Here is a 22,954-nt window from a genome sequence, read left to right on the forward strand (position 1 = left end):
GTGCCGCCTCTTGGCGTTGGCGTTCTGCTTCATCTTCCGCCGCTTTGATTGCGGCTAGCTCGGCTTGGCGCTGACGCTCTGCCTCTTCCTCTGCCTTTTTAATAGCAGCTTGGTCTGCTTGATACTGACGCTCTGCGGCTTCTTCAGCCGCTTTAATTGCAGCCTGCTCCTCTGCTTTTTTCTCTTGATACTGACGTTCAGCTTCTTCTGCCATTTTTGCAGCATCAATGTCTTGTTTTTGCAGCTCTATCTCTTTGTCTGCATCTATCTTTTTTTGTTGTTCTGCTTCTTGCTGTTGAGCCTCTTTCTCGTCTTTACGACCAAAACCCAACCATGAGAAAAAGCCTTTTTTCTTGTCTTTAGCCATCAGCCACTACACTCCTCGCGGTAAAAACATGGCGCTTCATAATTAAATCGCAATAAAATTACATGCAGTCTATCATTTCATCGCGCCGCAACACATATCTGAAAGAAAAATCATGACAATTTAATCTGATTTTTTAAGTTAAAACTGTGAAAATGGCGCGTTACAATAAGACAACGCATTTTATAAAGCTCAACAAAACTGAGTAGCAATGGATATTATGGCAAAAAAACCACAAAGCGCCTCTTTAGGTCAGATACGCATTATCGGTGGCAAATGGCGCGGGCGAAAGCTCCCTGTTCGTGATAGTGAGGGCTTACGTCCCACTACAGATAGAATCAAAGAAACTTTATTTAACTGGTTAATGCCTATCATACGTGAAGCTCGTTGCCTTGACTGCTTTGCTGGTAGTGGTTCATTAGGATTTGAAGCACTATCACGCTTTGCCGATAGTGTGACGTTTATTGAATTGGATAAACAAAACGCCCAGTTACTAACAGAAAATAAAGCGCGCCTGCAATCTGATAATGCTAACATTATCAACGGTAACAGCCTTGAAATACTGGGTCAAAATGGTACACCTTTTGATGTTGTATTTATTGATCCTCCTTTTCGTAAAGGACTCTTAAGCGACACTATCCAGTTGTTAGAAAAAAACCAATGGCTGGCAGATGAAAGCTGGATATATGTTGAGTCAGAGGCGGAGTCACCACTTACTGACATCCCCACTAATTGGCAACTGCATCGTGAGAAAATTGCGGGGCAAGTGGCTTATCGTTTATTTATTCGCCATTCAATTGAGGAAAACAGCCATGCTAGTTAATGCAGGTCGAGTGCTAATGATTTGCGTTTGGGGGTTTATGATATTTAATCTAATCCAGCCTTTTCCTAAGCCATTTAAATATTTTATGGATATTGCCATGATATTTATGATTGTTATGCATGCACTGCAAACTGTCCTCCTGAAAGCAACACTCGCTAAAGGAGAAAAATTATCCGGCTGGTTACAGACCCGAATTTTTTTCTTCGGTGTCTTTGAAATGTTAGCAATGCAAAAAAAGCAAAAACAAGCGCTTGAGAATAATAAGAAAGAATAATTAGGTTATTCGTCAGGCTCAAAACTTAAGAACCGGGTTCCTTGCATACGGAGCGTTCCTTGGCGACCCTGTTCAATAGCTTGATATTGAGATTCACTGACGATCACTTTAATCACAGCCGTATTATTTAGTGGTTTAAAATAGACCTCATAACGAAAGGTTTCAGGTGAAACCACATCCCGTTCACGGGAACGCATATTGGGATAAGGGTAATCTTTTTTACTATCAACAACCACCGAATAACTGACTGGCACAGCATTATCATTGATCTCATTTTGCTTGCGTTGGTCAAAAAAGCGCTTTGTTGCCAAGACAGCAATAATCGCCAATACGATAATAAGTAAGATAGGTTTATTCATAAAGTTAACATTGTGCTTAAAGTGTTCATCAGTATAGTTTATCTTAATCATACAGAAGGAACACCACCCTAGTTGCTTCATTCATTGAATTTATAAGGATGTGTTTATGATTAGTTGGCCATTCCTTGCAGTACTTTTTTCTGGTTGGCTGTATGTTGATGCAGCATATCGTGGCCCTGAGTGGCAACGTTGGTTATTTCGTCCCGTCACACTGATACTGTTATTGCTCTGGGGCTGGAATGCAGATTTTCTCACCACACAAGGATATTTGATCCTTGCTGCATTGGCAGTTTCATTACTCGCCGATATGATGAGAATGTTTTCAAGTGAGCGCTTACTTGCATCTGTAACCTTGCTGTTTGTAAGTTATCTTCTTTATACCATCAGTTTTGGTATGCAGTTAGATTTCAGCCTATATCTCCCTTGGCTCCCAATACCTCTGATTATTGCAGCTATCACTTTAGGTGTAATTTGGACAAAACTCAAAGAGTTACAGGCAATGATCTTTGCATTATTAATCATGAGTATGATTATGGCTTGGGTAGCCGGTGACCAATTCTTTGGCCTAGGGCGCGATTACAACTTCTCAATCATGGTTGGGGCATTTTTGCTGTTTATTTCTAACTGTATTTGGCTAATTGCTCGTTTCCGCTTTCCTTTTAAAGCGTCGAAAGCCATTGTCGCGGCCCTCTATTTCCTCGGACAATTCTTCATTATCCGCGCGGTCTATTTATAACTTTCTTCACTGCCAATTGATAAAATTCTCAAATAGCATTTTTTATCAATTGGCATCCCCTAATCTATTTGACTCTGGAGTAGACTCCAAAGTATAGACTTATCAATATTGATTAAGGTCATTGTTTGATAAGGGGGCGCATATGCACTCACACAACCATAAAGAAGCACATCAACATAATAGCGCTTGCTGTTCGAGCAGCAGCTGCTCTTCAACTGCGGTTCAAAACAGTAAAAATGTAAGTAATGACTCACATACTCACGAACACGATACTGTCGAGAAACATCCTGACGATGATGAGGAGGCTCATCAGCACCAGAGCTGCTGTTCAACCTCTCATCAAGCACATGATCATCAAGAACATGAGCATAGCCATCAGCATACGGCATGTTGTAGTTCTTCAAGTGAGCTGCAAAATGATGTTGCACCTGCACAAGCCGCAGGGCAACGTTTCAATTGGATAATTCGCGGTATGGATTGTCCTAGCTGCGCTCAAAAAATCGAAAATGCGGTAAAACAAATCACTGAGGTAAAACAGGCTAAAGTCCTATTTGCCACAGAAAAACTCGTTGTTGATGCCGATAAAGATATTAGTTCCGCTGTCCGCGCAACCGTAGAAGCGGCTGGCTATGAGCTATTAGATGTTGGTATCAATAGCGCTGCTGCTATTACACCTCCGCCTAGCCTATTAAGCGAGTCGAAGCCTGTGATCATCTTAGCCATCTTAATGGCTATTAGCTGGGGGGTGGAGCGCATTAACCCTCAAATTGGTCTCATTGCTTTTACACTAACGACTTTATTTGGCCTTTATCCCATTGCGCGTAAATCATTACGTTTGATCCGTACTGGTACACCTTTTGCGATCGAGACCCTGATGACTGTCGCCGCTATCGGTGCCATCTTTATTCAGGCAACAGAAGAAGCCGCGATGGTTATCTTACTATTTATGTTGGGGGAAATGCTGGAGTCTTACTCTGCTGGTCGAGCACGACGCGGTGTCAGTGCTCTTATGGCACTTGTACCAGAAGAAGCTTTATTAATTAAAAATGGTCAGAAAACCACAGTTCCAGTCTCACAGCTACGTCCAGGTGATATCATTGAAATTGCACCCGGTGGTCGCTTACCAACTGACGCGGAATTGATCTCCGGCTTCGCCAGCTTTGATGAAAGCTCACTCACGGGTGAATCTGTTCCCGTCGAACGTAATGTTGGCGAAAAAGTAGCGGCAGGCTGCTTATCTGTCGATCGCACAGTACAGATGAAAGTGGTTTCAGAGCAAGGGCAAAACGCGATTGACCGTATTTTGCAATTGATTGAGGAAGCTGAAGAACGTCGAGCACCAATTGAACGTTTTATCGACCGCTTTAGTCGTATCTATACTCCACTGATCATGCTATTTTCAGCATTAGTCGTGGTGATCCCTCCCGTATTCTTTGGCGCACCATGGGAAACGTGGATCTACAGAGGCTTAACCTTGCTGCTGATTGGTTGTCCATGTGCTTTAGTGATTTCTACACCTGCGGCAATCACCTCTGCGTTAGCAGCCGCCACACGTCGTGGTGCATTAATTAAAGGCGGTGCAGCGCTCGAACAGTTAGGTTCAGTCACCACTATTGCACTAGATAAAACAGGAACGTTGACGGAAGGTAAACCTCATGTTACTGATTTGGTTCCTGTCGACGGTATAACTGAAAATGAACTAGTACAAATCACTGCATCTGTTGAGGCAGGCTCTCATCATCCTTTAGCAAAAGCCGTTATAAATAAGGCAGAAGCCTTATCAATTAACGTCGTTGAAGCCGAAAATCGTAAGGCTCTCGCAGGGAAAGGGGTTGAAGGTTATCTTAATGGTAAACATGTGTTAGTGAGCGCCCCAAGCCGTTTGGATAGCCCACTTGATGGGATTTGGCAAAATCGAGTTGAATTACTAGAGGCGGAAGGCAAAACAGTCGTTATCACACTGGAAAATAACCGAGTCATCGGCTTAATCGCGCTGCAAGATACATTACGAAGCGATGCGATAGATGCCATGAGTATGTTAAGGGCTTTGAATGTTAATGCGGTGATGCTAACAGGCGACAATCCTCGCGCAGCCGCAGCTATAGCTGGTCAACTAGGTATGGAATACCGTGCAGGTTTACTGCCTGAAGATAAAGTCACTGCTGTGATGGAATTAAACCGTAACCATAGCACTATGATGGTCGGCGATGGTATTAACGATGCCCCAGCCATGAAAGCATCAAGTATTGGTGTAGCAATGGGTAGTGGAACGGATGTTGCTTTGGAAACTGCCGATGCTGCCTTGACTCATAACCGTTTAACTGGATTACCTGAAGTGATTGCTTTATCACAGTCCACTCGTAAGATTATTCGTGAAAATATCACAATAGCCTTAGGGTTAAAGGCAATCTTCCTAGTTACCAGCCTACTGGGAATAACAGGGCTTTGGGTCGCTGTTCTTGCTGACTCAGGAGCAACAGCTTTAGTGACAGCAAATGCGGTACGTTTACTAAAAGTAAAACTACCACAAATTAAAAAATAATATTTATTGTATTATTAAAGAAGCGCCATAACGGCGCTTCTTTGTTATAAATAGAACGTTTAATCATTATTATCTAGTAAACTATCATTTCTTACATTTTAATTTTTATTAAATAGTAATAAAAACTTTAAATACAACAAGTAATGAGATGTCACTTATAAAAAATAAATTATTTTTTCACGCTAAATTAGGAGTAACTTTTTTCTATTTTATCTCTATATTCGCTAATATCTTCGTAACATAAGGACATTGATGAAGGCGAGTATGATACAAAAAGCCCCTACAACACCACATGATGCCGCTTTTAAAGGTTTTTTAACCCAAATAGATAATGCTCGCGATTTTTTCGACATTCATTTGCCAGAACATATTCAGTCTTTATGTGACTTTAATACATTAGCACTTACTAACTCTTCTTTTATCGATAAAAAACTGCGCTCTCGATTATCTGATGTTCTTTATACTGTACAAACAGAAGTTGGTGATGGCTATCTTTACCTCCTTATTGAACATCAATCAACACCTGATAAATTAATGAGTTGGCGCTTAATGCATTATTCATTTTTGGCAATGAATCAACACCTTCAGCAAGGCCATAAAAGTTTACCACTCGTAGTACCTATTTTATTTTACCATGGAGATAGCTCCCCCTATCCCTATTTGAAAACATGGACTCACTGTTTTTCTTGGCCCGAACTCGCTGATGAACTGTACTTTAATCCATTTCCATTAGTGGATATCACTGTTATTGATGACAATGAATTAGTTAATCATCGAAAGATTGCAGTAATGGAACTTGCATTGAAGCATAAAAATCTACGTGACGAATATCAGCAAGTGACTAGTCTGCTCGCCCAAGCATTAAATAGGCACTATAATAGTGAGCAAGATACCAGCATTATTATTAATTATCTGCTCACTACGTTAGATTCATCTCAGTATTTTGAACAAATAATTCAACAGTTAATTGAACAAATCGAAAACCATCAAGGTGTTGCTATGAATATCGCTCAACGTTTAAAAGATAAAGCCAAACTAGAAGGTAAGATTGAAGGTAAGATTGAAGGTAAGATAGAAGGCAAGATAGAAGGCATGCAAAAAGCCAGGCATGAAAATGCACTTTCACTCCTAAAAAATGGTGCAAGCTTCGAACTTGTGATGAAGAGCCTAAATTTTAGCTATGAGGAGTTACAACTTATCATTCAAGAGGATAAGGGTACTTACCAGTAATAATGCCATATTCGTGCGATAGCCTTTAAGCTCACCGCACGCAAGCAGCCTATTTAACTAAAAAAGGCTTACAGGCCTTCCGTTTTTTTACGTAACAAATAACGGTATGGGGTTTGTTCCGTTTCAACTGCCAGCAATTCATGCTCCATAAAACGGCAAAAACCGGGGATATCACGTGTAGTTGCAGGATCATCTGCAATGATGAGTAAAGTATCGCCAGCATTCATTCCTCGAACAGTTTTACGAACTAGCATAACTGGCTCAGGGCAACGCAAACCAAGTGTATCAAGAGTTTTAGTGGCATTTAAAAATAAATCAGACATAACTACGCTTCTAAAAAATAAAAGATGCTCTAATTATATAATAAAATTATCCTCTCTGACGTAACAGTTTTGCTTTTGTTGCGCAACAAGCGTATTATGCGCACTTCCCAATGTCGGGAAAGTTTTTTTATGGGTTCCCTCACCCCATTGCTACTTAAAAAGGTACAATATGTTTTCATTCACAGCACAGCAAAAAGCCAGTGCATTAATTTGGCTGTCTTTATTTCATATTTTAATTATTACCTCTAGTAACTACCTTGTACAGTTGCCGATTAATATTTTCGGTTTTCACACTACATGGGGAGCGTTTACCTTTCCATTTATTTTCTTAGCAACTGATCTTACTGTACGTATTTATGGTGCACCACTTGCACGTCGGATCATCACTGCGGTCATGTTGCCTGCTCTACTCATTTCCTATGTTATATCTGCTCTATTTTTTCAAGGTGAATGGCAAGGAGTAGCAGCATTAAATACATTTAACTTATTTGTGGCTCGAATTGCCGCTGCTAGCTTTATGGCTTATGTTCTTGGGCAAATAATGGACGTCAGTGTGTTCAACCGATTACGTCAAAATAAACGTTGGTACGTTGCCCCCGCCTGCGCCATGTTCTTCGGTAATTTAATTGATACCATTGCCTTTTTCTTTATTGCATTTTATCAAAGCAGTGATCCTTTTATGGCTGCGAATTGGGTAGAGATTGCCTTAGTTGACTATACCTTTAAGCTATTTATTTGTATGCTATTTTTCTTACCTGCTTATGGTGTTTTACTCAATTTTATTTTGAAGACATTTTTTGCCAAAACTGCCGAGCAAAAACTCGCCAATCAACATTAGTGCAACTGCGAGGGGGAAATAGCACTCCCCTTCGCTCACCTCTGAAAAATTACCGATCTAACTCTCATTTTATTGGTTTTATTCATCAATAATCTCACAGCCGTGATAGTCTGGTTGCACAATCGAAACGATCCGCGCCAATTCCGTTTTAATTCAACCAAAAAAGAACACAAACGAACAGAAATAACCATCACTCTCTATCTTTTGGAGTTTATAAGATGAAAAAACTGATTAACCGTGTTGAAGATATTATAAGTGAAGTCAATCAAGGGCTTATTGCTGCTCATCCTGAATTACGTTTGAATGTTGACCCAACCTACCTCGTTCATAGTAATACACCTATCAAAGGCAAAGTTGGCCTACTTTCCGGTGGGGGTAGCGGTCATGAGCCGATGCATAGCGGATATATTGGTCAAGGAATGTTAGATGGGGCATGCCCAGGAGAGATGTTTACATCCCCGACACCAGACCAAATGATGGAATGTGCAATGGCCATCGATAGCGGCGAAGGTGTATTAATGATCATAAAAAACTACACTGGTGACGTCCTAAATTTTGAAACGGCCGCTGAACTCTTACACGATGCAGGGATCAAAATCGCTACCGTATTAGTTGATGATGATGTTGCAGTAAAAGATAGTTTATACACAGCAGGACGCCGAGGTGTCGCTAATACCGTTTTGATGGAAAAAATACTCGGCGCGGCAGCGACCAAAGGATATTCTCTTGAGCAATTAGTGGAACTAGGCCACAAGATCAATAATCATGGTTATAGTTTAGGTGTTGCCTTACAAGCCTGTACCGTACCCGCTGCAGGAAAACGCTCATTTGAACTTCCGGATAACGAAATGGAATTTGGCGTGGGGATCCACGGAGAGCCCGGCATTGAACGGCGCAAATTTACTAATTTAGACGATACTGTCGATCAAATGTTTGAAACTTTGCTCGAAAACGGTCACTACGAACGCATAATCCGCCAATGGGATCGTGAAAATGGCTGCTGGCAAGAGCATAAACACACTAAACACCCTCTGAAAAAAGGCGATCGCGTAATTGCATTAGTTAATAACCTTGGCGCCACACCATTATCTGAGTTGTACGCTGTGTACCACCGACTACAAACTTGTTGTCACGATTTTGGTTTGACTATTGAACGTAGCCTTGTCGGCTCCTATTGCACCGCACTTGATATGCAAGGCATCTCAATTACGCTATTAAAAGTGGATGATGAAGACTTAATGTTATGGGATGAACCAGTCAATACCCCGGCTTTACGTTGGAAGTGTTGATAACACAAAACTTCTACTCCCAATAACCAATAAATTAAGCAGTAAAAATGGAGCCAAAACATCATGAACTTAACACAACCGCAAATTTATCATTGGTTGATACAGTGTTCACAAACTTTTGCTGATGAACAAGATCGGCTTACCGAGCTAGACACCGCTATTGGTGATGGCGACCATGGACTCAACATGCATCGTGGTTTTCAGAAAGTAGCCGAAAAATTACCTTCTGTTGAAGACAAAGATATTGCTACCTTACTGAAAACCACCGGAATGACACTCTTATCTAGTGTCGGTGGCGCAAGTGGTCCACTCTTCGGCACATTTTTTATTAAAGCTTCGCAAAGTGCTGCGGGTAAAGAAAATTTAAGCATTGCTGATTTAGCTGAGCTGTTCAAAGCAGGAACGGAAGGTGTTGTATCACGAGGCAAAGCCGAACCTAATGATAAAACCATGTGCGATGTTTGGTGGCCTGTTTGTGAATCACTTGAAAAAGCGACTTCACAAACCTTAAATGAAGCAATAAGTGCGGCTGTAGAAGCAGCAAAACAAGGTGTTGCATCAACAATCCCTATGCAAGCACGAAAAGGCCGAGCCAGTTATTTAGGTGAACGCAGTATAGGCCATGCAGATCCTGGTGGAACATCAGTGTTGCTACTGCTGGAAACTTTACAGAAATCACTTTAACTCTCCATCACGCTGGTATAGTTTACTCATCACCAGCGTGATGTTTTATCGATTTAATTCATAACAAATATCATCATACACAAAACCATTAATCTCATAGTTTGCAGTAATCACTTTTTGTTTAGAAAATCCGTTTTTAACCAACACTTTTTCAGAAGCAATATTACCTTCGGTCACTACTGCTATAAATGTGCGAATTTGTGCATAATCAGGGGATGATAACAGCATTTTCAGAGCCGACGTCGCAATGCCCTTACCTGAAAAAGTAGGGTCAATCAAATAACCAATTTCACCAACTCGCTGTTGATTTACTAATGATAAACAAAAGCCAATCAATCCCATAGGCCGGTGAGTTTCAATATCTTCAATCACTAAACATAGCCAATGTTCAGAATGTAAATTCCATTCGATTAATCGACTTTCAAACGCGGCAAGAATTTCTTTTTCCGTTTTTGGGTTAGAAATAAAACGTAAAACATCGAGGTTCGTATACAGTTGAAAAAAGAAGTCCTTATCTTCTCGCATCAATTTTCTAAGTCTAAAGGAGGGATCCGTGTCTAACATGTCAAACCTATCATTATGCATTAAATCATAAGGTTACTACGACATGATAGAATATGGCAGTACTATTACAAAAAAGGGAGAAAGGTGGGCTCCTTTCTCCCTAACGGGTTAACTAAACAGCTCATTATTTTTATTATAATGCTTTGGCTAACAGGCTTATCGGGTGTTCACATTTTTTACTGGTCGACATCTCTATCTGCCATTTACAGGTTTCGCAATCTGTAATCACCATATCAACCCCACTGTCTTCAATTTGGCGAAATAACCCTGCGCCAATCCCTTGAGAAACTTCATAGTTTTCTTTTTTAAAGCCGTATGTTCCTGCAATACCACAACATTGAGAATCGAGTACGATCAATTCAACGCTAGGTACACGCTTAATCAACTCCAATGTGTATGATGTCCAACCCATTTTTTCCATATGACAAGGCGTATGATAAGCCACTTTCAGAGGTGTATGCTTGAGTTTAAGCTCTCTGCCTTGCTCTAATAAGCGATAGATATAACGTGTTGCTAATTCAATGTTATCGCGCATTTGTGAGGTATCGACATCTAAAACATGTGTATACTCATCACGGAGTGTAAAAGTACACGTCGATGACGTTGCAACAACCGGAATATGTTTCTCAAGGATGGTTTCTTGTAGCGATTCTAAATTAACATTTGCTTGCCGCTTAGCTTGTTTCATAAAGCCATTCGCAATTAACGCCACACCACAACATTTTTCGCGTTTTAATAGTTGAACGCCAATTCCCATTCCATTAAACACTTTAATTAAGTCTTTACCGAGCTGTGGATGGTTATAATTGACATAGCAACCATGGAAAAAGGCAACTTGCTCTGCAAATTTTTGTTGTTCCGCCGCTTGTTTTGCATACCAACGTCTAAATGTTCCAAAGGAATATTTAGGCAACTCCCGACGATGGTCAATTTTTAAAGCTTTATCGAGAATTTGACGAACTGGTTTTAGCCCCGTGATGGTATTTACCACTGGAGCAAAAGGTGTCGATAGTGATCCCATTAAATCGGTATGACTGAGTATTGCATCACGTAATTTCGGCTTTTGTTGGCTGTATGTATTACGAGCACGAGCAATAATATCGCCTATTTTAACATCCGATGGGCATGCAACTTCACAACGTTTACAGTTAGTGCAATATTTCAATGCCTCATCATATAACATTGGGTCTTTTAAACGTAAACGCTCACCATCAGGACCCGCTTGTTTTGGCCCAGGATATAACGGATTAACTTTCGCTACAGGGCAATAGGTCGTACAAACAGTACATTTAATACAACTTTCAAAGCTTGCATCCTGAATACTCATTGCGCCACCTCCGCCTGCATGGTTCTTTGTCGTTCAAAATAGCCCACAATTTCATTTGCTGCATGTAAGCCACTTATCAATGAAACTCCCGCACCACAACCTTCAGTTAAAGGGTCAAAACCGCCTAAAACCGCGCCTGCCACATAGAGATTTTCGACAGTTTGCCCCTCTTTTTGTGCCCGTAGATGCTCATCTGTTTGAACACCAAACGTCATATATGGCTGTGAAGCAAAAAATGCTTTATTGGTCCACTGTGCACGCTGAGGAATATGGCATAAATCAAGGTTCATTAATGGCTCATAAATACGATCGAACTCAGCAACAAGCCCATTATTAAAAAAACTGCCGGTGGCTAAGACAAACTGAGAAGCCTTGAGTGAAATATCACCATGATTACGTGTATTCACTGATTCTATGCGTGACCCAATACAATTCACTGAAGTCACCTTATCACCCGGCATGATGATCCCACCTTGACGGCGAAATTGACGTAACAGCATCTCATGCAATCGGATCCCCAGCAATGAAGGGGGTAATGTAGGCAACAAGTAGATGGGTTTACCAAGCTGCTTTTGTAGCTCAAGCAAAGGCTCTTCACTATCTAATCCGATACACGCTGGCATAAAAATAGTATCAGAATCAACGACTAGTGGTGCTATTTCAGCCACTATTTGCGCCATGTTTTCAGGCCTATCTAACCAACGTGCCACATTGATAGCTCTAAATTCGCTGGGGTTTTCTCTAAGTCTATCAAGGAGCGGCAAATGAACATAATAAGCACTCGCACTGACTCCCTCTCTTTGCAACTCATCAGACACCATTTGCGGCTGAAAATCTAAAAAACCTTCAATACCAACAACCGCTATTTTTCCCATATCCATTTTTTTATGGAGGTTAACTGTAGGCACAAACTCAGGACTCAACCATGTTAGGCGCTTATGACCCAATGGCGTTATGCGATAATGATTTTCATCGCTAGAACCTTTAAGTTTCACGCCACTTTGCTGTAATAGTGTCTCTGCAAGATGAGTGAGTTTAATCACCGAAAGTTTACCAAGCCGGCTATACGGGTGTTCTGGCGCCTGCTCACTCAGTTTATCTAGGGCATCTAATGGTTTTTCTACGCTTTGGCCATCGGGTAAATGCGTTAATAAATCCAAAGATCCAGATGAAAAGTGCAACGCATTTTGCCCTGCGCTCACAATGGCACAAGATAAACCTGATTGCGTTAAGCGAATACCACAGATAAGCCCAGCGAGCCCCCCGCCCATCACGACTGCATCATATTTCATGGTCAGCCTCCTCGTTAGAAACCTTATCTAAGGTACTTTCATTCATGCCACATAAGCCATGGTAAACCCAACTAGTAAATTCACTTTCTCGCAATGCATCCCCCCAAGCGATAGGTCTTACGCCTTTCCAACGCTCATTCAAAAAATGTCCTAGCTGCTGTTCGGTTTCATGTGGTGTTGTCACATTAAAACGGTTTAATAACCCAGCGGCTCGGCAAGCACATAACTCACCTTGGCATGTTCCCATGCCAACGCGAGTCCGACGCCGTAAATCAAGTAAGTTATTAACTGTTAATGAGTTAACAGCATAACGTACTTCACCTGCGGTAACCGCTTCACATTCACAAACAAGGCTCTTATCTAGTCTATCGGTCGTTAATATCGCGGTAGCACGGTCACCATGACGATAGACTGCAGAACCACGAATGGGGGCTGGAATTGAAATAACGTTACGCAGTGCTTCTTCAGCACTATGTTGCGACCCTGGTAAAGGGGCATCTGCTGTAGTGCATTTGGCGGTATGCCCTAATTTTTCACACACTTTATCTGTTGCCCATTCAGCCATGAGGCGATAAGTCATTAATTTACCACCAGTAATTGTGATAAAGTTTTCAAGGCCATCGCGTTTCGCATGGTCCAACAACACAATACCGCGACTCACATTACGACCAGAAGGATCATCATCGCTGGCAACTAATGGCCTAACCCCCGCATAAGCGCGCAATATGCGTGTTTTCGCTAATGCAGGTGAGAGCATTGAACCCTCACGGATCAAAATATCGACCTCTTCCGGTGTCACATACATATTATCAATTTGATCATATTCGATGTGTGTCGATGTTGTGCCGATCAGTGAAATCGTATCTCCAGGTACCAAAATATCCGCATCAGCAGGCTTGCGGCAGCGGTTAATAACCATGTTATTTAATCGGTGGCCTAAGATCAGAAGCGCACCTTTTGCAGGGAACATTTTGATTTTCAGATCTGCGTATTCCGCAATTTTTTGTCCCCAAATCCCCCCAGCATTAACCACAATTTCAGCATAAATATCATATTGTTGTTTAGCTTGATGATCGTAAACTGTTACACCGCGTACTTTATCACCTTCTCGAATTAGTCCGATGACTTCATGATAAGTGAGCACTTTCGCACCATGTTCGCGAGCATCCAGCATATTAGCTGCGGTTAAACGAAAAGGATCAACAGTACCATCAGGCACTCTCACAGCACCGATCAATTGGGGATTGACTGACGGCTCAAGGCGGATCGCTTCTGCGGGGTCGAGAGCATGAGCATCAATACCTGCCGCTTGGCAAGCTTGAATAAATTGCTGTTGGTATTCGAGAGAATCTTCAGGCAACGTAATAAATAAACCGTCAGTTTTCTCAATACAATGATGTGCAATACGTTTTAGTATCTTGTTTTCTTCAATACACTCTCTTGCTGATTCCCCGTCCGTGACAGCATAGCGAGCACCACTATGTAGCAAGCCGTGGTTGCGTCCTGTTGCGCCTGTTGCAATATCATGCCTTTCGAGTAAAACTGCTTTCAATCCTCGGCGGGCGCAATCACGAGCAACACCTGCACCTGTTGCGCCACCACCGATAATGATGACATCCGTTTCAGTCACAGATGAGCCATTCATGTCGCATTCCTCACATTAATCAACATTACTTTTAGTATGGTCTATTTTTATAATCTATAACTAAATATAGACAAGAAACGTGCTTGATGTTTGATAAGGAACAAAAACGAAAGCAATCAAACCAAAATTAGCGATAAAAAGACAAAATTCGTGATGTTAATCACAATAATTTCATCTGTTATGGTTTCTTTTCCTCCTTAAATGACTTTAACTATGCCTCCCATAAATAAAACAGATATTTGTGCAGTAGATTACAGATAGAATGTTTTTTTATGACTATCATAAGAGCACTTATGAAAGAAATTGCTCGAAATTAAATTCGAATACTTTCGTTTTTATCACTCTATCAAGAATAAACACTCACTGTCTTTTATATAGAAAATATAAGAGATAAGAGTAAATAACGATTAATAAGCCATCGGAGGCTATATGTTAAGCATTTTTAAGCCAGCACCTCATATATCGAGGTTGCCAGCAGAAAAGATAGATCCAGTCTATCGCCGACTACGCTGGCAAATCTTCATGGGAATTTTCTTTGGTTATGCAGCCTATTATTTGGTAAGAAAAAACTTCGCCTTAGCGATGCCTTACCTTGTTGAACAAGGCTTTTCCAAAGGCGATCTGGGCTTTGCATTATCAGGGATCTCTATCGCGTACGGTTTTTCTAAATTTATTATGGGGTCTGTATCAGACCGCTCTAACCCACGGGTATTCTTACCGGCAGGCCTAATCCTTGCCGCAGTCGTCATGCTCATCATGGGCTTTGTACCATGGGCAACCTCTAGCATCATGGTCATGTTCGCGTTGCTGTTCCTATGTGGTTGGTTCCAAGGTATGGGCTGGCCTCCTTGTGGTCGTACCATGGTTCACTGGTGGTCACAAAAAGAACGTGGAGGTATTGTTTCTGTTTGGAACTGTGCTCATAACGTAGGGGGTGGTATTCCTCCTCTACTATTTATGCTAGGTATGGCATGGTTCAACGATTGGAAAGCGGCTCTGTATATGCCAGCATTCGCAGCAATCCTTGTTGCAATGATTGCTTTTGCTCTCATGCGTGATACGCCGCAATCATGTGGTTTACCACCAATCGAAGAGTATAAAAATGACTATCCACCTGACTACAAAGAGTCAGATGAAAAAGAGTTAACGGCAAAAGAGATCTTCATGAAGTATGTGTTCCCGAACAAACTGTTATGGATGATCGCAATTGCTAACGTCTTTGTTTACCTATTACGTTACGGTGTGCTTGATTGGTCACCTACCTATCTACGTGAAGTGAAACACTTTGCAATGGATAAATCCTCTTGGGCCTATTTCCTATACGAATATGCAGGTATTCCGGGTACGTTGATCTGTGGTTGGATGTCGGACAAAGTGTTCCGTGGTAACCGCGGAGCAACAGGCGTCTTCTTCATGCTCTTAGTTACAATTGCTACGATTGTATTCTGGCTGAACCCTGCTGGTAACCCAAATGTTGATATGGCTTGTATGCTAATCATCGGCTTCTTAATCTACGGCCCTGTTATGTTGATTGGTCTACATGCCCTTGAACTTGCACCGAAAAAAGCAGCGGGGACTGCTGCTGGCTTTACGGGTCTATTTGGCTACCTTGGTGGCTCCGTTGCGGCAAGTGCTATCGTTGGTTATACCGTTGACTACTTCGGTTGGGATGGTGGCTTTGCCGTCATGATCGGTGGCTCTGCACTCGCTGTAGTTTTACTCTTTATTGTGATGATTAGCGAATCTAAACACAAACGTGAATTAGCGAAAATGAACTAACACTTCATTAAAGATTCACGTTAACGCACTAAGCTCTGGGCTATATCAAAAAACGATATAGCCCTTTTTTTACCAAAAAAGTGACAAGGAGATACAATCATGCACTTCCCATTAAAAACATTGGTGGCAAGTATGGTTTTAGTGATGTCAGCTTCAGCGGTGGCACAAGCCGCCGAGAAAGTCGTGATCGCACACCGTGGTGCCAGTGGTTATCTACCAGAACATACATTACCAGCAAAAGCGATGGCTTATGCGCAAGGCGCCGACTTTCTTGAACAAGATTTAGTCATGACTAAAGACAATGAGTTAGTGGTACTTCATGACCATTACCTTGATCGCGTGACAGACGTCGCTGAGCGTTTTCCTAATCGAGCACGTCAAGACGGCCGCTATTATGCTATCGACTTTACTCTTGATGAAATCAAATCATTAAAGTTCACTGAAGGGTTTGATATTGTCGATGGCAAGAAGGTTCAGAGCTACCCTAACCGCTTCCCCATGGGCAAATCTGATTTTCGGATCCATACCTTCCAAGAAGAAATCGAATTTGTTCAAGGTCTGAATAAATCGACAGGGAAAAATATTGGTATCTACCCTGAAATTAAAGCCCCTTGGTTCCACCAGCAAGAAGGCAAAGATATTACGAAAAAAACACTCGAAGTCTTGAAACAGTATGGTTATACCGATAAAAACTCGAATGTTTACCTTCAATGCTTTGATGCAAATGAACTCAAGCGTATTAAGAACACCTTAATGTCTGAAATGGGGATGAATTTAAAACTTATCCAGCTGATTGCCTACACTGACTGGAACGAAACACAAGAACAGAAACCAGATGGAACTTGGGTTAACTATAGTTATGATTGGATGTTTAAACCCGGCTCAATGAAGGAAGTCGCTAAATATGCAGATGGTATTGGTCCTGACTACCATATGTTGGTTAGTGAAGATTCAACACCTAACAATATTAAGCTAACGGGTATGGTAAAAGATGCCCATGCCAATAATATGGCGGTACACCCTTATACTATCCGGGTCGATAAATTGCCAAAATACGCTAAGGATGGACAACAACTCTTTGATATTATCTACAATCAAGCTGACGTAGATGGTGCATTCACAGATTTCCCTGACTTAGGTGTACAGTTTCTCCAAAAACAGAAACAGCATCCATAATCACTAAAAAGCAGATTGCAGCCCTTTGGCTGCAATCTACACTGTTAAGCGATTGTGACAGGGAAAGCAATCACATCACTGATCTTTTCAGCCTTTAACGCAATCATAATCAAACGATCGACGCCAAGAGCCACACCAGAGCACTCAGGTAAGCCATGGGTTAGCGCAGCAAGCAAATGCTCATCAATTGGATGAACAGGCAACCCCAAGGCTGCACGTCGACGGTTATCTTGCTCAAAACGCTGGCGTTGCTCTTTCGCGTCGGTTAATTCACGAAAGCCATTCGCCAATTCCATACCTTTAAAATAAACTTCAAAACGTTCTGCAACACGATGATCTTCAGTACTAATTTCTGCTAAAGATGCTTGAGTTGCAGGAAAATGATACACCACAACTGGTTTTTCTTTACCGATATGAGGCTCTACGCCCATCGTAAATAACAGTTGCAACAGTGTATCTTTATCTTCTTCGTGCTCAGCGACATTACTCAAATCCAACCGAGCAGCGACTTCTTTTAACTCGCTTTTTTCTGCCGAGAGAGGGTCGATATCTAAATGACGTAAAAAGGCTTGTTGATAAGAAAGTAATTCAGCACTTTCACAATCCAGCACCTGTTGAAGCAAGTCATCCACTTCATTAATTAAACGGTACATATCATAATGTGGACGATACCATTCAAGCATCGTGAACTCAGGGTTGTGGTGTCTCCCTGCTTCCTCATTACGAAAACTACGACAGAGTTGGTAGATTGGTCCACTGCCCGCTGCCAATAAACGTTTCATGTGGTATTCGGGGCTGGTCATCAAATAGAGATCGATCCCTTGTGCTGCACCGGGCCCCACAAAGCGGGTATTAAAAGGTACAAGGTGAATATCTGTGATGGTCGCCTGACTCATGGCAGGAGTTTCAACCTCAAGCACACAGCGCTCTGTAAAAAAACGTCTAATTTCAGCGATGATTTTTGCTCGCTGTAGTAGGTTAGCGATGGGTGCGCTTGGCTGCCAGTCCGCTACTTCACTCATTAATATAACTCCAAAATAAACACAGTCGTGCAGTTTACTCACCTCTTGCCTGACAAACAATCCATTCGCACTAATCAAATGTAATTGATGTATAAGCTGCCGTAATAATCGCTGTAGACAAACAAAAATATAGCAAGGTGAGCGAAATAATGCGTGATTATCCTCGGCTTCAATCGATTAAGCAAAAAAACGTTTTTATACCATTAATCCTTAAGTCAACTTGAGAAAGCAATCATGATTATTTCTAATATGATGTTAACCTGATGTTATAAATGACATTCATTATTAATAAACAAATAGGTTATTATTTCGTGAAAGGAAACGTCAGAAATAACAGCACAAACATACTGTATTTAATTTTTGCGTAAATCTTTAGGACAAAAAATACAAGCTAACAACATTTTTGTTATTATTCTCTTTAGGCCAGTCGATTCCCAATCGTACAAATAGATTTCCCCTCCATCCATTTTGCTAAAGATGATGGTAATTATTTGAATTTATGTTTTTTTTACTCATCACCATACTTAAAATGCCACGCATGAAAAAACAATTAATAAAAACTTGGCATAGATCACACTTTATAGGCTAAATCACCTAAAACCCCCCTCTATATCAAATTTATCATGAGGACTATTCGCTATAATTCAAAGCATGATAAGTCATTATTAGCTATTATATTATTTACTATTAAAAAAGAGAGTTTTTGCAGTATCACATTACGTGGCACTGACAAGCAGATAGCTAAGTATCAAAAGTATTTAAAAGAATTTATCAATTTACACTTGAACAATGGAGAAGCGCAGTGCAAACCTTCAATGCCGATCTAGCGATTATCGGGGCCGGGGGCGCAGGCTTACGTGCAGCGATTGCTGCCGCAGAAGCAAATCCCAACATCAAGATTGCTCTGATCTCAAAAGTTTACCCTATGCGTAGCCATACCGTGGCTGCCGAGGGGGGATCAGCCGCAGTAACTCAGGCCCATGACTCCTATGACTATCATTTTAATGATACGGTTGCTGGTGGAGACTGGCTGTGTGAGCAAGATGTCGTCGAATATTTCGTCGAACACTGCCCAACAGAAATGACTCAACTGGAACTATGGGGCTGTCCATGGAGCCGTAAACCAGATGGTTCAGTTAACGTCCGTCGTTTTGGCGGTATGAAAATTGAACGTACATGGTTTGCAGCCGATAAAACTGGCTTCCATATGCTCCATACCCTCTTCCAAACCTCATTAAAATATCCTCAAATTCAACGCTTTGACGAACATTTTGTCCTAGATATCATCGTCGATGAAGGCCAAGTTCGCGGTCTTGTCGCACTCAACATGATGGAAGGCACAAAGGTTCAAATCCGTGCCAATTCTATCGTCATGGCAACTGGCGGTGCTGGACGTGTTTACCGCTATAATACTAATGGTGGTATTGTAACTGGTGATGGTATGGGCATGGCTTTCCGACATGGCGTACCACTGCGTGATATGGAGTTTGTTCAATATCACCCAACTGGCCTACCTGGTTCTGGTATCTTAATGACAGAAGGTTGCCGCGGCGAAGGCGGTATTCTTGTCAATAAAGATGGCTATCGCTATCTACAGGATTACGGAATGGGCCCCGAAACGCCACTCGGTAAACCTGAAAACAAATATATGGAACTCGGTCCTCGTGACAAAGTTTCACAAGCGTTCTGGCATGAATGGCGTGCTGGCCGCACAATTAGTACCCATCGTGGTGATGTTGTCTATCTAGATTTACGTCATCTTGGTGCAGAAAAACTACATGAACGCCTACCTTTCATTTGCGAACTAGCAAAAGCTTATGTCGGTGTTGACCCAGTCACTGATCCAATTCCTGTTCGTCCGACCGCTCACTATACGATGGGGGGTATCGAAACAGATCAAAACTGTGAAACTCGCATCAAAGGCTTATTTGCTGTTGGCGAATGTTCTTCTGTCGGTCTCCACGGTGCAAACCGTTTAGGCTCTAACTCATTAGCTGAGCTTGTTGTATTCGGTCGCTTAGCGGGTGAGCAAGCCGCAAAACATGCAGCAGAAGCAACCCCAGCGAATGCAAATGCTATTGAAGCACGTACTCGTGATATCGAAGATAATCTGAACAAACTTCTCAACCAAAAAGGTAAAGAAAGTTGGGCGAAAATCCGTGATGAAATGGGTATGTCAATGGAAGAAGGCTGCGGTATTTACCGTACCCCTGAATTAATGCAAAAAACCATTGATAAGATTGCAGAGTTGAAAGAGCGCTTTAAACACGTTGAAATTACCGACCATAGCAGCGTTTTCAATACCGATCTGTTGTATACCATTGAGCTTGGATTTGGCTTAGATGTTGCCGAATGTATGGCACACTCCGCACTCAATCGAAAAGAGTCTCGTGGTGCACACCAACGTCTCGACGAAGGCTGCACTGAACGTGATGATGTGAATTTCTTAAAACACACATTGGCATTCTATAACCCAGAAGGTGCACCTCGTCTTGAATACAGTGATGTGAAGATTACTAAATCTCAGCCAGCAAAACGTGTTTATGGTGCAGAAGCTGAAGCTCAAGAGAAGGCAAACAAGGAGCAAGCTAATGGATGATATGAAACACTTAAAAATGGAGATCATGCGCTACAATCCTGAAACGGATAATGAGCCCCATTTAGTGGCATATGATGTCCCTTATGATGAGCAAACCTCATTGCTGGATGCTTTAGGTTATATCAAAGATAACCTTGCGCCTGATCTGTCTTATCGCTGGTCTTGCCGTATGGCGATTTGTGGTTCTTGCGGCATGATGGTTGATAATGTTCCCAAACTAGCGTGCAAAACTTTCCTACGTGACTACCCTGAAGGGTTGAAGGTAGAACCGCTAGGCAACTTCCCGATCGAGCGTGATCTGGTGGTTGATATGACTCACTTTATTGAGCGCTTAGAAGCTATCAAGCCTTATATCATTGGTAACGATCGTAAGCCTTCAGAAGGTCCGAATAAGCAGACTCCGGCACAGATGGCAAAATACCATCAGTTCTCTGGATGCATTAACTGTGGCTTGTGCTATGCCGCTTGCCCACAATTCGGCCTGAATCCTGAATTTGTTGGTCCTGCTGCAATTACCTTGGCTGAGCGCTACAACTTAGATAACCGTGACCACGGAGCAAAAGAACGCATGCCATTATTGAACGGTGATGATGGTGTCTGGAGCTGTACATTTGTAGGCTACTGCTCTGAAGTCTGTCCTAAGCATGTTGACCCAGCAGCTGCAATCCAGCAAGCGAAAGCAGCCAGCGCGCAAGACTTTATTATCGCCATGCTGAAGCCACGATAAGGAGAATTGAAGTCATGACTACAAAACGTAAACCCTATGTAAGGGAAATGAAGGGCGACTGGTGGCAAAAGTTAGGTTTCTACCGCTTTTACATCGTACGTGAAAGTACCTCCGTTCTTCAGCTATGGTTTAGCCTTTTAGTGTTATTCGGCGTATTCGCATTAAAAGGTGGTCCAGAATCTTGGGCAAGCTTTGTTGGATTTTTAAGTAATCCAATCGTCATTATTATCAACATTATTACACTGGCTGCGACGCTACTTCATACCACAACATGGTTTAATCTAGCTCCAAAAGCCGTCAGTATTATCGTTGGTGATAAAAAAATGTCACAAGAGCCAATTGTTAAAGGTTTTTGGGCATTAACGATCTTAGTTACGGCAGCGATTTTAGCGATCGCACTGCTATTTTAATCAACGGAGGATCTGATGAATCTAACGCCTAAACGTTCCGATGAACCGGTTTTCTGGGGATTATTTGGTGCCGGTGGTATGTGGAGTGCCATTGTTGGACCTGCTATCATCATTCTCTTGGGAATATTAATCCCATTAGGTGTTGCACCTGAAATGCTAAGCTATGAGCGTATTGTCGCATTCTGCCAAAGTTTTATCGGGCGTATTTTCTTACTGCTCATGATAATTCTACCAGTATGGTGTGCTATGCACCGTATTCACCACACACTGCACGACTTTAAAGTGCATGTCCCAGCATCAAAATGGGTATTTTATGGTGGTGCGGCGATTATTAGCGTGATCGCTATTATTGGTGTCATTGCTCTGTAACAGCTTTACTGATCCCTCATATGCCTCACCGCTATGAGGGATTTTTCATTATACTGCCTCTCATCTCCCTTTCTATTTCCACGTTATTAAGCCGCTCTCTGGCTACTGTAATGACCGTTTCTTTATCAAAACTAGCGATTTCAATAAATCTGCTATGGCATGAATGATTACCCTACATGGTGCTATCCAAACTAGATTTGGCGATACCTGTATTATCCACTATTGCGTAAATCAATATGTTCGACGCAACGGCTTAACCCAACACTAGGGTGTCCTATTGGCACTCAACATCTTGGGCTATTATTTTTCTCACCAATTCTCGGGAAATGGCCCAATAAATAAGAGCATCATCCTATTCTTTTGCTCCCTTGCTCCCTGTTACAGAGTCTCATTGATAACAGATGTAACAGCCTTCTCAACCTACTGAGAGATTTAATTAATAAGGTGCCGCATTCCTGTTAAGTTAATTGCTACATCTATTATCGGCAAGATTACCAGACAATATTCACCTTATTCACCGTTTATGATTATCCCCATTTTTATGCTTACTTTTTTATGTTTGACTTGTTGTCTTGAATCAGC

Annotated in this window: 21 protein-coding genes and 1 pseudogene; 14 read left to right on the top strand and 8 right to left on the bottom strand. The window is 41.8% G+C overall.

The genetic code is table 11. The features are described from left to right. Nucleotides 1–367 (bottom strand): annotated as a pseudogene (locus PR709_RS17640) (signal recognition particle-docking protein FtsY); the annotation flags it as partial. Between the two features lie 217 nt (nucleotides 368–584). On the opposite strand from PR709_RS17640, the gene rsmD reads away from it, so the two are divergent. Together rsmD and PR709_RS17650 are read left to right on the top strand one after the other, a co-directional pair. Further along, nucleotides 585–1,187 (top strand): 16S rRNA (guanine(966)-N(2))-methyltransferase, encoded by a 603-nt coding sequence (rsmD, locus tag PR709_RS17645; protein WP_169342330.1) that lies wholly within the window; start codon nucleotides 585–587, stop codon nucleotides 1,185–1,187. Then, nucleotides 1,177–1,461 (top strand): DUF1145 family protein, encoded by a 285-nt coding sequence (locus PR709_RS17650; RefSeq protein WP_004925735.1) that lies wholly within the window; start codon nucleotides 1,177–1,179, stop codon nucleotides 1,459–1,461. The genes rsmD and PR709_RS17650 overlap by 11 nt, the downstream gene beginning before the upstream one ends. A gap of 5 nt (nucleotides 1,462–1,466) precedes the next feature. Here PR709_RS17650 and PR709_RS17655 read toward each other — a convergent pair whose 3' ends face one another. Further along, nucleotides 1,467–1,820 carry a DUF2500 family protein gene (locus PR709_RS17655; protein ID WP_171830701.1) on the bottom strand — a complete coding sequence of 118 codons (354 nt, stop codon included), beginning with the start codon at nucleotides 1,818–1,820 and terminating at the stop codon, nucleotides 1,467–1,469. Nucleotides 1,821–1,926: 106 nt separating this feature from the next. On the opposite strand from PR709_RS17655, the gene PR709_RS17660 reads away from it, so the two are divergent. The 3 genes from PR709_RS17660 (at nucleotide 1,927) to PR709_RS17670 (ending at nucleotide 6,328) form a co-directional block, all read left to right on the top strand. Then, nucleotides 1,927–2,556: a lysoplasmalogenase gene (locus PR709_RS17660; RefSeq protein WP_004925743.1), complete on the top strand. Its 630-nt coding sequence runs from the start codon at nucleotides 1,927–1,929 to the stop codon at nucleotides 2,554–2,556. A gap of 142 nt (nucleotides 2,557–2,698) precedes the next feature. Continuing rightward, a complete protein-coding gene (locus PR709_RS17665) occupies nucleotides 2,699–5,098 on the top strand; it encodes a zinc/cadmium/mercury/lead-transporting ATPase (RefSeq protein WP_150376319.1) in 2,400 nt (799 codons plus the stop codon). A 264-nt stretch (nucleotides 5,099–5,362) separates the two neighbouring features. Beyond that, nucleotides 5,363–6,328 carry an Rpn family recombination-promoting nuclease/putative transposase gene (locus tag PR709_RS17670; RefSeq protein ID WP_249890520.1) on the top strand — a complete coding sequence of 322 codons (966 nt, stop codon included), beginning with the start codon at nucleotides 5,363–5,365 and terminating at the stop codon, nucleotides 6,326–6,328. Between the two features lie 68 nt (nucleotides 6,329–6,396). Here the strand turns inward: PR709_RS17670 and tusA are convergent, their stop codons facing one another. Then, nucleotides 6,397–6,651, bottom strand: a complete 255-nt coding sequence (gene tusA / locus PR709_RS17675) for a sulfurtransferase TusA (protein ID WP_004925753.1) — start codon at nucleotides 6,649–6,651, stop codon at nucleotides 6,397–6,399. A 169-nt stretch (nucleotides 6,652–6,820) separates the two neighbouring features. Here tusA and PR709_RS17680 point away from each other — a divergent pair, with 169 nt between their 5' ends. The 3 genes from PR709_RS17680 (at nucleotide 6,821) to dhaL (ending at nucleotide 9,462) form a co-directional block, all read left to right on the top strand. Further along, nucleotides 6,821–7,489 carry a 7-cyano-7-deazaguanine/7-aminomethyl-7-deazaguanine transporter gene (locus tag PR709_RS17680; RefSeq protein WP_004925758.1) on the top strand — a complete coding sequence of 223 codons (669 nt, stop codon included), beginning with the start codon at nucleotides 6,821–6,823 and terminating at the stop codon, nucleotides 7,487–7,489. A gap of 218 nt (nucleotides 7,490–7,707) precedes the next feature. Beyond that, nucleotides 7,708–8,778, top strand: a complete 1,071-nt coding sequence (gene dhaK / locus PR709_RS17685) for a dihydroxyacetone kinase subunit DhaK (RefSeq protein WP_004925762.1) — start codon at nucleotides 7,708–7,710, stop codon at nucleotides 8,776–8,778. Nucleotides 8,779–8,841: 63 nt separating this feature from the next. Continuing rightward, the gene (gene dhaL, locus PR709_RS17690; RefSeq protein ID WP_004925767.1) at nucleotides 8,842–9,462 is read left to right on the top strand and encodes a dihydroxyacetone kinase subunit DhaL; all 621 of its coding nucleotides are present in this window, start codon (nucleotides 8,842–8,844) and stop codon (nucleotides 9,460–9,462) included. A gap of 45 nt (nucleotides 9,463–9,507) precedes the next feature. Here dhaL and PR709_RS17695 read toward each other — a convergent pair whose 3' ends face one another. From PR709_RS17695 to glpA, 4 genes are all read right to left on the bottom strand, one after another. Next, on the bottom strand, nucleotides 9,508–10,047 hold the full coding sequence (locus PR709_RS17695; RefSeq protein WP_150376315.1) for a GNAT family N-acetyltransferase: 540 nt from the start codon (nucleotides 10,045–10,047) through the stop codon (nucleotides 9,508–9,510). Between the two features lie 112 nt (nucleotides 10,048–10,159). Then, nucleotides 10,160–11,353, bottom strand: a complete 1,194-nt coding sequence (glpC, locus tag PR709_RS17700) for an anaerobic glycerol-3-phosphate dehydrogenase subunit GlpC (protein ID WP_150376313.1) — start codon at nucleotides 11,351–11,353, stop codon at nucleotides 10,160–10,162. After that, a complete protein-coding gene (gene glpB / locus PR709_RS17705; protein ID WP_150376311.1) occupies nucleotides 11,350–12,645 on the bottom strand; it encodes a glycerol-3-phosphate dehydrogenase subunit GlpB in 1,296 nt (431 codons plus the stop codon). The genes glpC and glpB overlap by 4 nt, the downstream gene beginning before the upstream one ends. After that, on the bottom strand, nucleotides 12,635–14,290 hold the full coding sequence (gene glpA, locus PR709_RS17710; protein ID WP_004925779.1) for an anaerobic glycerol-3-phosphate dehydrogenase subunit A: 1,656 nt from the start codon (nucleotides 14,288–14,290) through the stop codon (nucleotides 12,635–12,637). Before glpA ends, glpB begins: the two co-directional genes overlap by 11 nt. A gap of 429 nt (nucleotides 14,291–14,719) precedes the next feature. Here glpA and glpT point away from each other — a divergent pair, with 429 nt between their 5' ends. Together glpT and glpQ are read left to right on the top strand one after the other, a co-directional pair. After that, entirely contained in the window at nucleotides 14,720–16,069 is a 1,350-nt protein-coding gene (glpT, locus tag PR709_RS17715) for a glycerol-3-phosphate transporter (protein ID WP_004925781.1), read from the top strand. Nucleotides 16,070–16,168: 99 nt separating this feature from the next. Continuing rightward, nucleotides 16,169–17,245: a glycerophosphodiester phosphodiesterase gene (gene glpQ, locus PR709_RS17720; protein ID WP_150376309.1), complete on the top strand. Its 1,077-nt coding sequence runs from the start codon at nucleotides 16,169–16,171 to the stop codon at nucleotides 17,243–17,245. Between the two features lie 44 nt (nucleotides 17,246–17,289). Here glpQ and epmA read toward each other — a convergent pair whose 3' ends face one another. Beyond that, nucleotides 17,290–18,267 (bottom strand): elongation factor P--(R)-beta-lysine ligase, encoded by a 978-nt coding sequence (gene epmA / locus PR709_RS17725; RefSeq protein WP_004925785.1) that lies wholly within the window; start codon nucleotides 18,265–18,267, stop codon nucleotides 17,290–17,292. Nucleotides 18,268–19,069: 802 nt separating this feature from the next. Between epmA and frdA the strand changes: the two genes are divergently transcribed. Genes frdA through frdD form a run of 4 tightly spaced genes read left to right on the top strand, consistent with a single transcriptional unit; the run spans nucleotide 19,070 to nucleotide 22,372 of the window. After that, nucleotides 19,070–20,866 carry a fumarate reductase (quinol) flavoprotein subunit gene (gene frdA / locus PR709_RS17730; protein WP_004925792.1) on the top strand — a complete coding sequence of 599 codons (1,797 nt, stop codon included), beginning with the start codon at nucleotides 19,070–19,072 and terminating at the stop codon, nucleotides 20,864–20,866. Further along, nucleotides 20,859–21,593 (top strand): succinate dehydrogenase/fumarate reductase iron-sulfur subunit, encoded by a 735-nt coding sequence (locus PR709_RS17735; protein WP_004925796.1) that lies wholly within the window; start codon nucleotides 20,859–20,861, stop codon nucleotides 21,591–21,593. The genes frdA and PR709_RS17735 overlap by 8 nt, the downstream gene beginning before the upstream one ends. Nucleotides 21,594–21,607: 14 nt before the next feature. Next, nucleotides 21,608–22,003 (top strand): fumarate reductase subunit FrdC, encoded by a 396-nt coding sequence (gene frdC / locus PR709_RS17740; protein ID WP_004925800.1) that lies wholly within the window; start codon nucleotides 21,608–21,610, stop codon nucleotides 22,001–22,003. A 15-nt stretch (nucleotides 22,004–22,018) separates the two neighbouring features. Continuing rightward, nucleotides 22,019–22,372 carry a fumarate reductase subunit FrdD gene (gene frdD / locus PR709_RS17745; protein ID WP_004925804.1) on the top strand — a complete coding sequence of 118 codons (354 nt, stop codon included), beginning with the start codon at nucleotides 22,019–22,021 and terminating at the stop codon, nucleotides 22,370–22,372. Nucleotides 22,373–22,954: the final 582 nt, after the last annotated feature.

This window comes from Providencia sp. PROV267 (assembly GCF_028477825.1).
GTDB lineage: Bacteria > Pseudomonadota > Gammaproteobacteria > Enterobacterales > Enterobacteriaceae > Providencia > Providencia stuartii.

Coding starts and splice junctions, on each gene's coding strand:
- rsmD (WP_169342330.1), top strand. CDS start 585: ATGGCAAAAAAACCACAAAGCGCCTCTTTAGGTCAGATACGCATTATC.
- PR709_RS17650 (WP_004925735.1), top strand. CDS start 1,177: ATGCTAGTTAATGCAGGTCGAGTGCTAATGATTTGCGTTTGGGGGTTT.
- PR709_RS17655 (WP_171830701.1), bottom strand. CDS start 1,820: ATGAATAAACCTATCTTACTTATTATCGTATTGGCGATTATTGCTGTC.
- PR709_RS17660 (WP_004925743.1), top strand. CDS start 1,927: ATGATTAGTTGGCCATTCCTTGCAGTACTTTTTTCTGGTTGGCTGTAT.
- PR709_RS17665 (WP_150376319.1), top strand. CDS start 2,699: ATGCACTCACACAACCATAAAGAAGCACATCAACATAATAGCGCTTGC.
- PR709_RS17670 (WP_249890520.1), top strand. CDS start 5,363: ATGATACAAAAAGCCCCTACAACACCACATGATGCCGCTTTTAAAGGT.
- tusA (WP_004925753.1), bottom strand. CDS start 6,651: ATGTCTGATTTATTTTTAAATGCCACTAAAACTCTTGATACACTTGGT.
- PR709_RS17680 (WP_004925758.1), top strand. CDS start 6,821: ATGTTTTCATTCACAGCACAGCAAAAAGCCAGTGCATTAATTTGGCTG.
- dhaK (WP_004925762.1), top strand. CDS start 7,708: ATGAAAAAACTGATTAACCGTGTTGAAGATATTATAAGTGAAGTCAAT.
- dhaL (WP_004925767.1), top strand. CDS start 8,842: ATGAACTTAACACAACCGCAAATTTATCATTGGTTGATACAGTGTTCA.
- PR709_RS17695 (WP_150376315.1), bottom strand. CDS start 10,047: ATGCATAATGATAGGTTTGACATGTTAGACACGGATCCCTCCTTTAGA.
- glpC (WP_150376313.1), bottom strand. CDS start 11,353: ATGAGTATTCAGGATGCAAGCTTTGAAAGTTGTATTAAATGTACTGTT.
- glpB (WP_150376311.1), bottom strand. CDS start 12,645: ATGAAATATGATGCAGTCGTGATGGGCGGGGGGCTCGCTGGGCTTATC.
- glpA (WP_004925779.1), bottom strand. CDS start 14,290: ATGAATGGCTCATCTGTGACTGAAACGGATGTCATCATTATCGGTGGT.
- glpT (WP_004925781.1), top strand. CDS start 14,720: ATGTTAAGCATTTTTAAGCCAGCACCTCATATATCGAGGTTGCCAGCA.
- glpQ (WP_150376309.1), top strand. CDS start 16,169: ATGCACTTCCCATTAAAAACATTGGTGGCAAGTATGGTTTTAGTGATG.
- epmA (WP_004925785.1), bottom strand. CDS start 18,267: ATGAGTGAAGTAGCGGACTGGCAGCCAAGCGCACCCATCGCTAACCTA.
- PR709_RS17735 (WP_004925796.1), top strand. CDS start 20,859: ATGGATGATATGAAACACTTAAAAATGGAGATCATGCGCTACAATCCT.
- frdC (WP_004925800.1), top strand. CDS start 21,608: ATGACTACAAAACGTAAACCCTATGTAAGGGAAATGAAGGGCGACTGG.
- frdD (WP_004925804.1), top strand. CDS start 22,019: ATGAATCTAACGCCTAAACGTTCCGATGAACCGGTTTTCTGGGGATTA.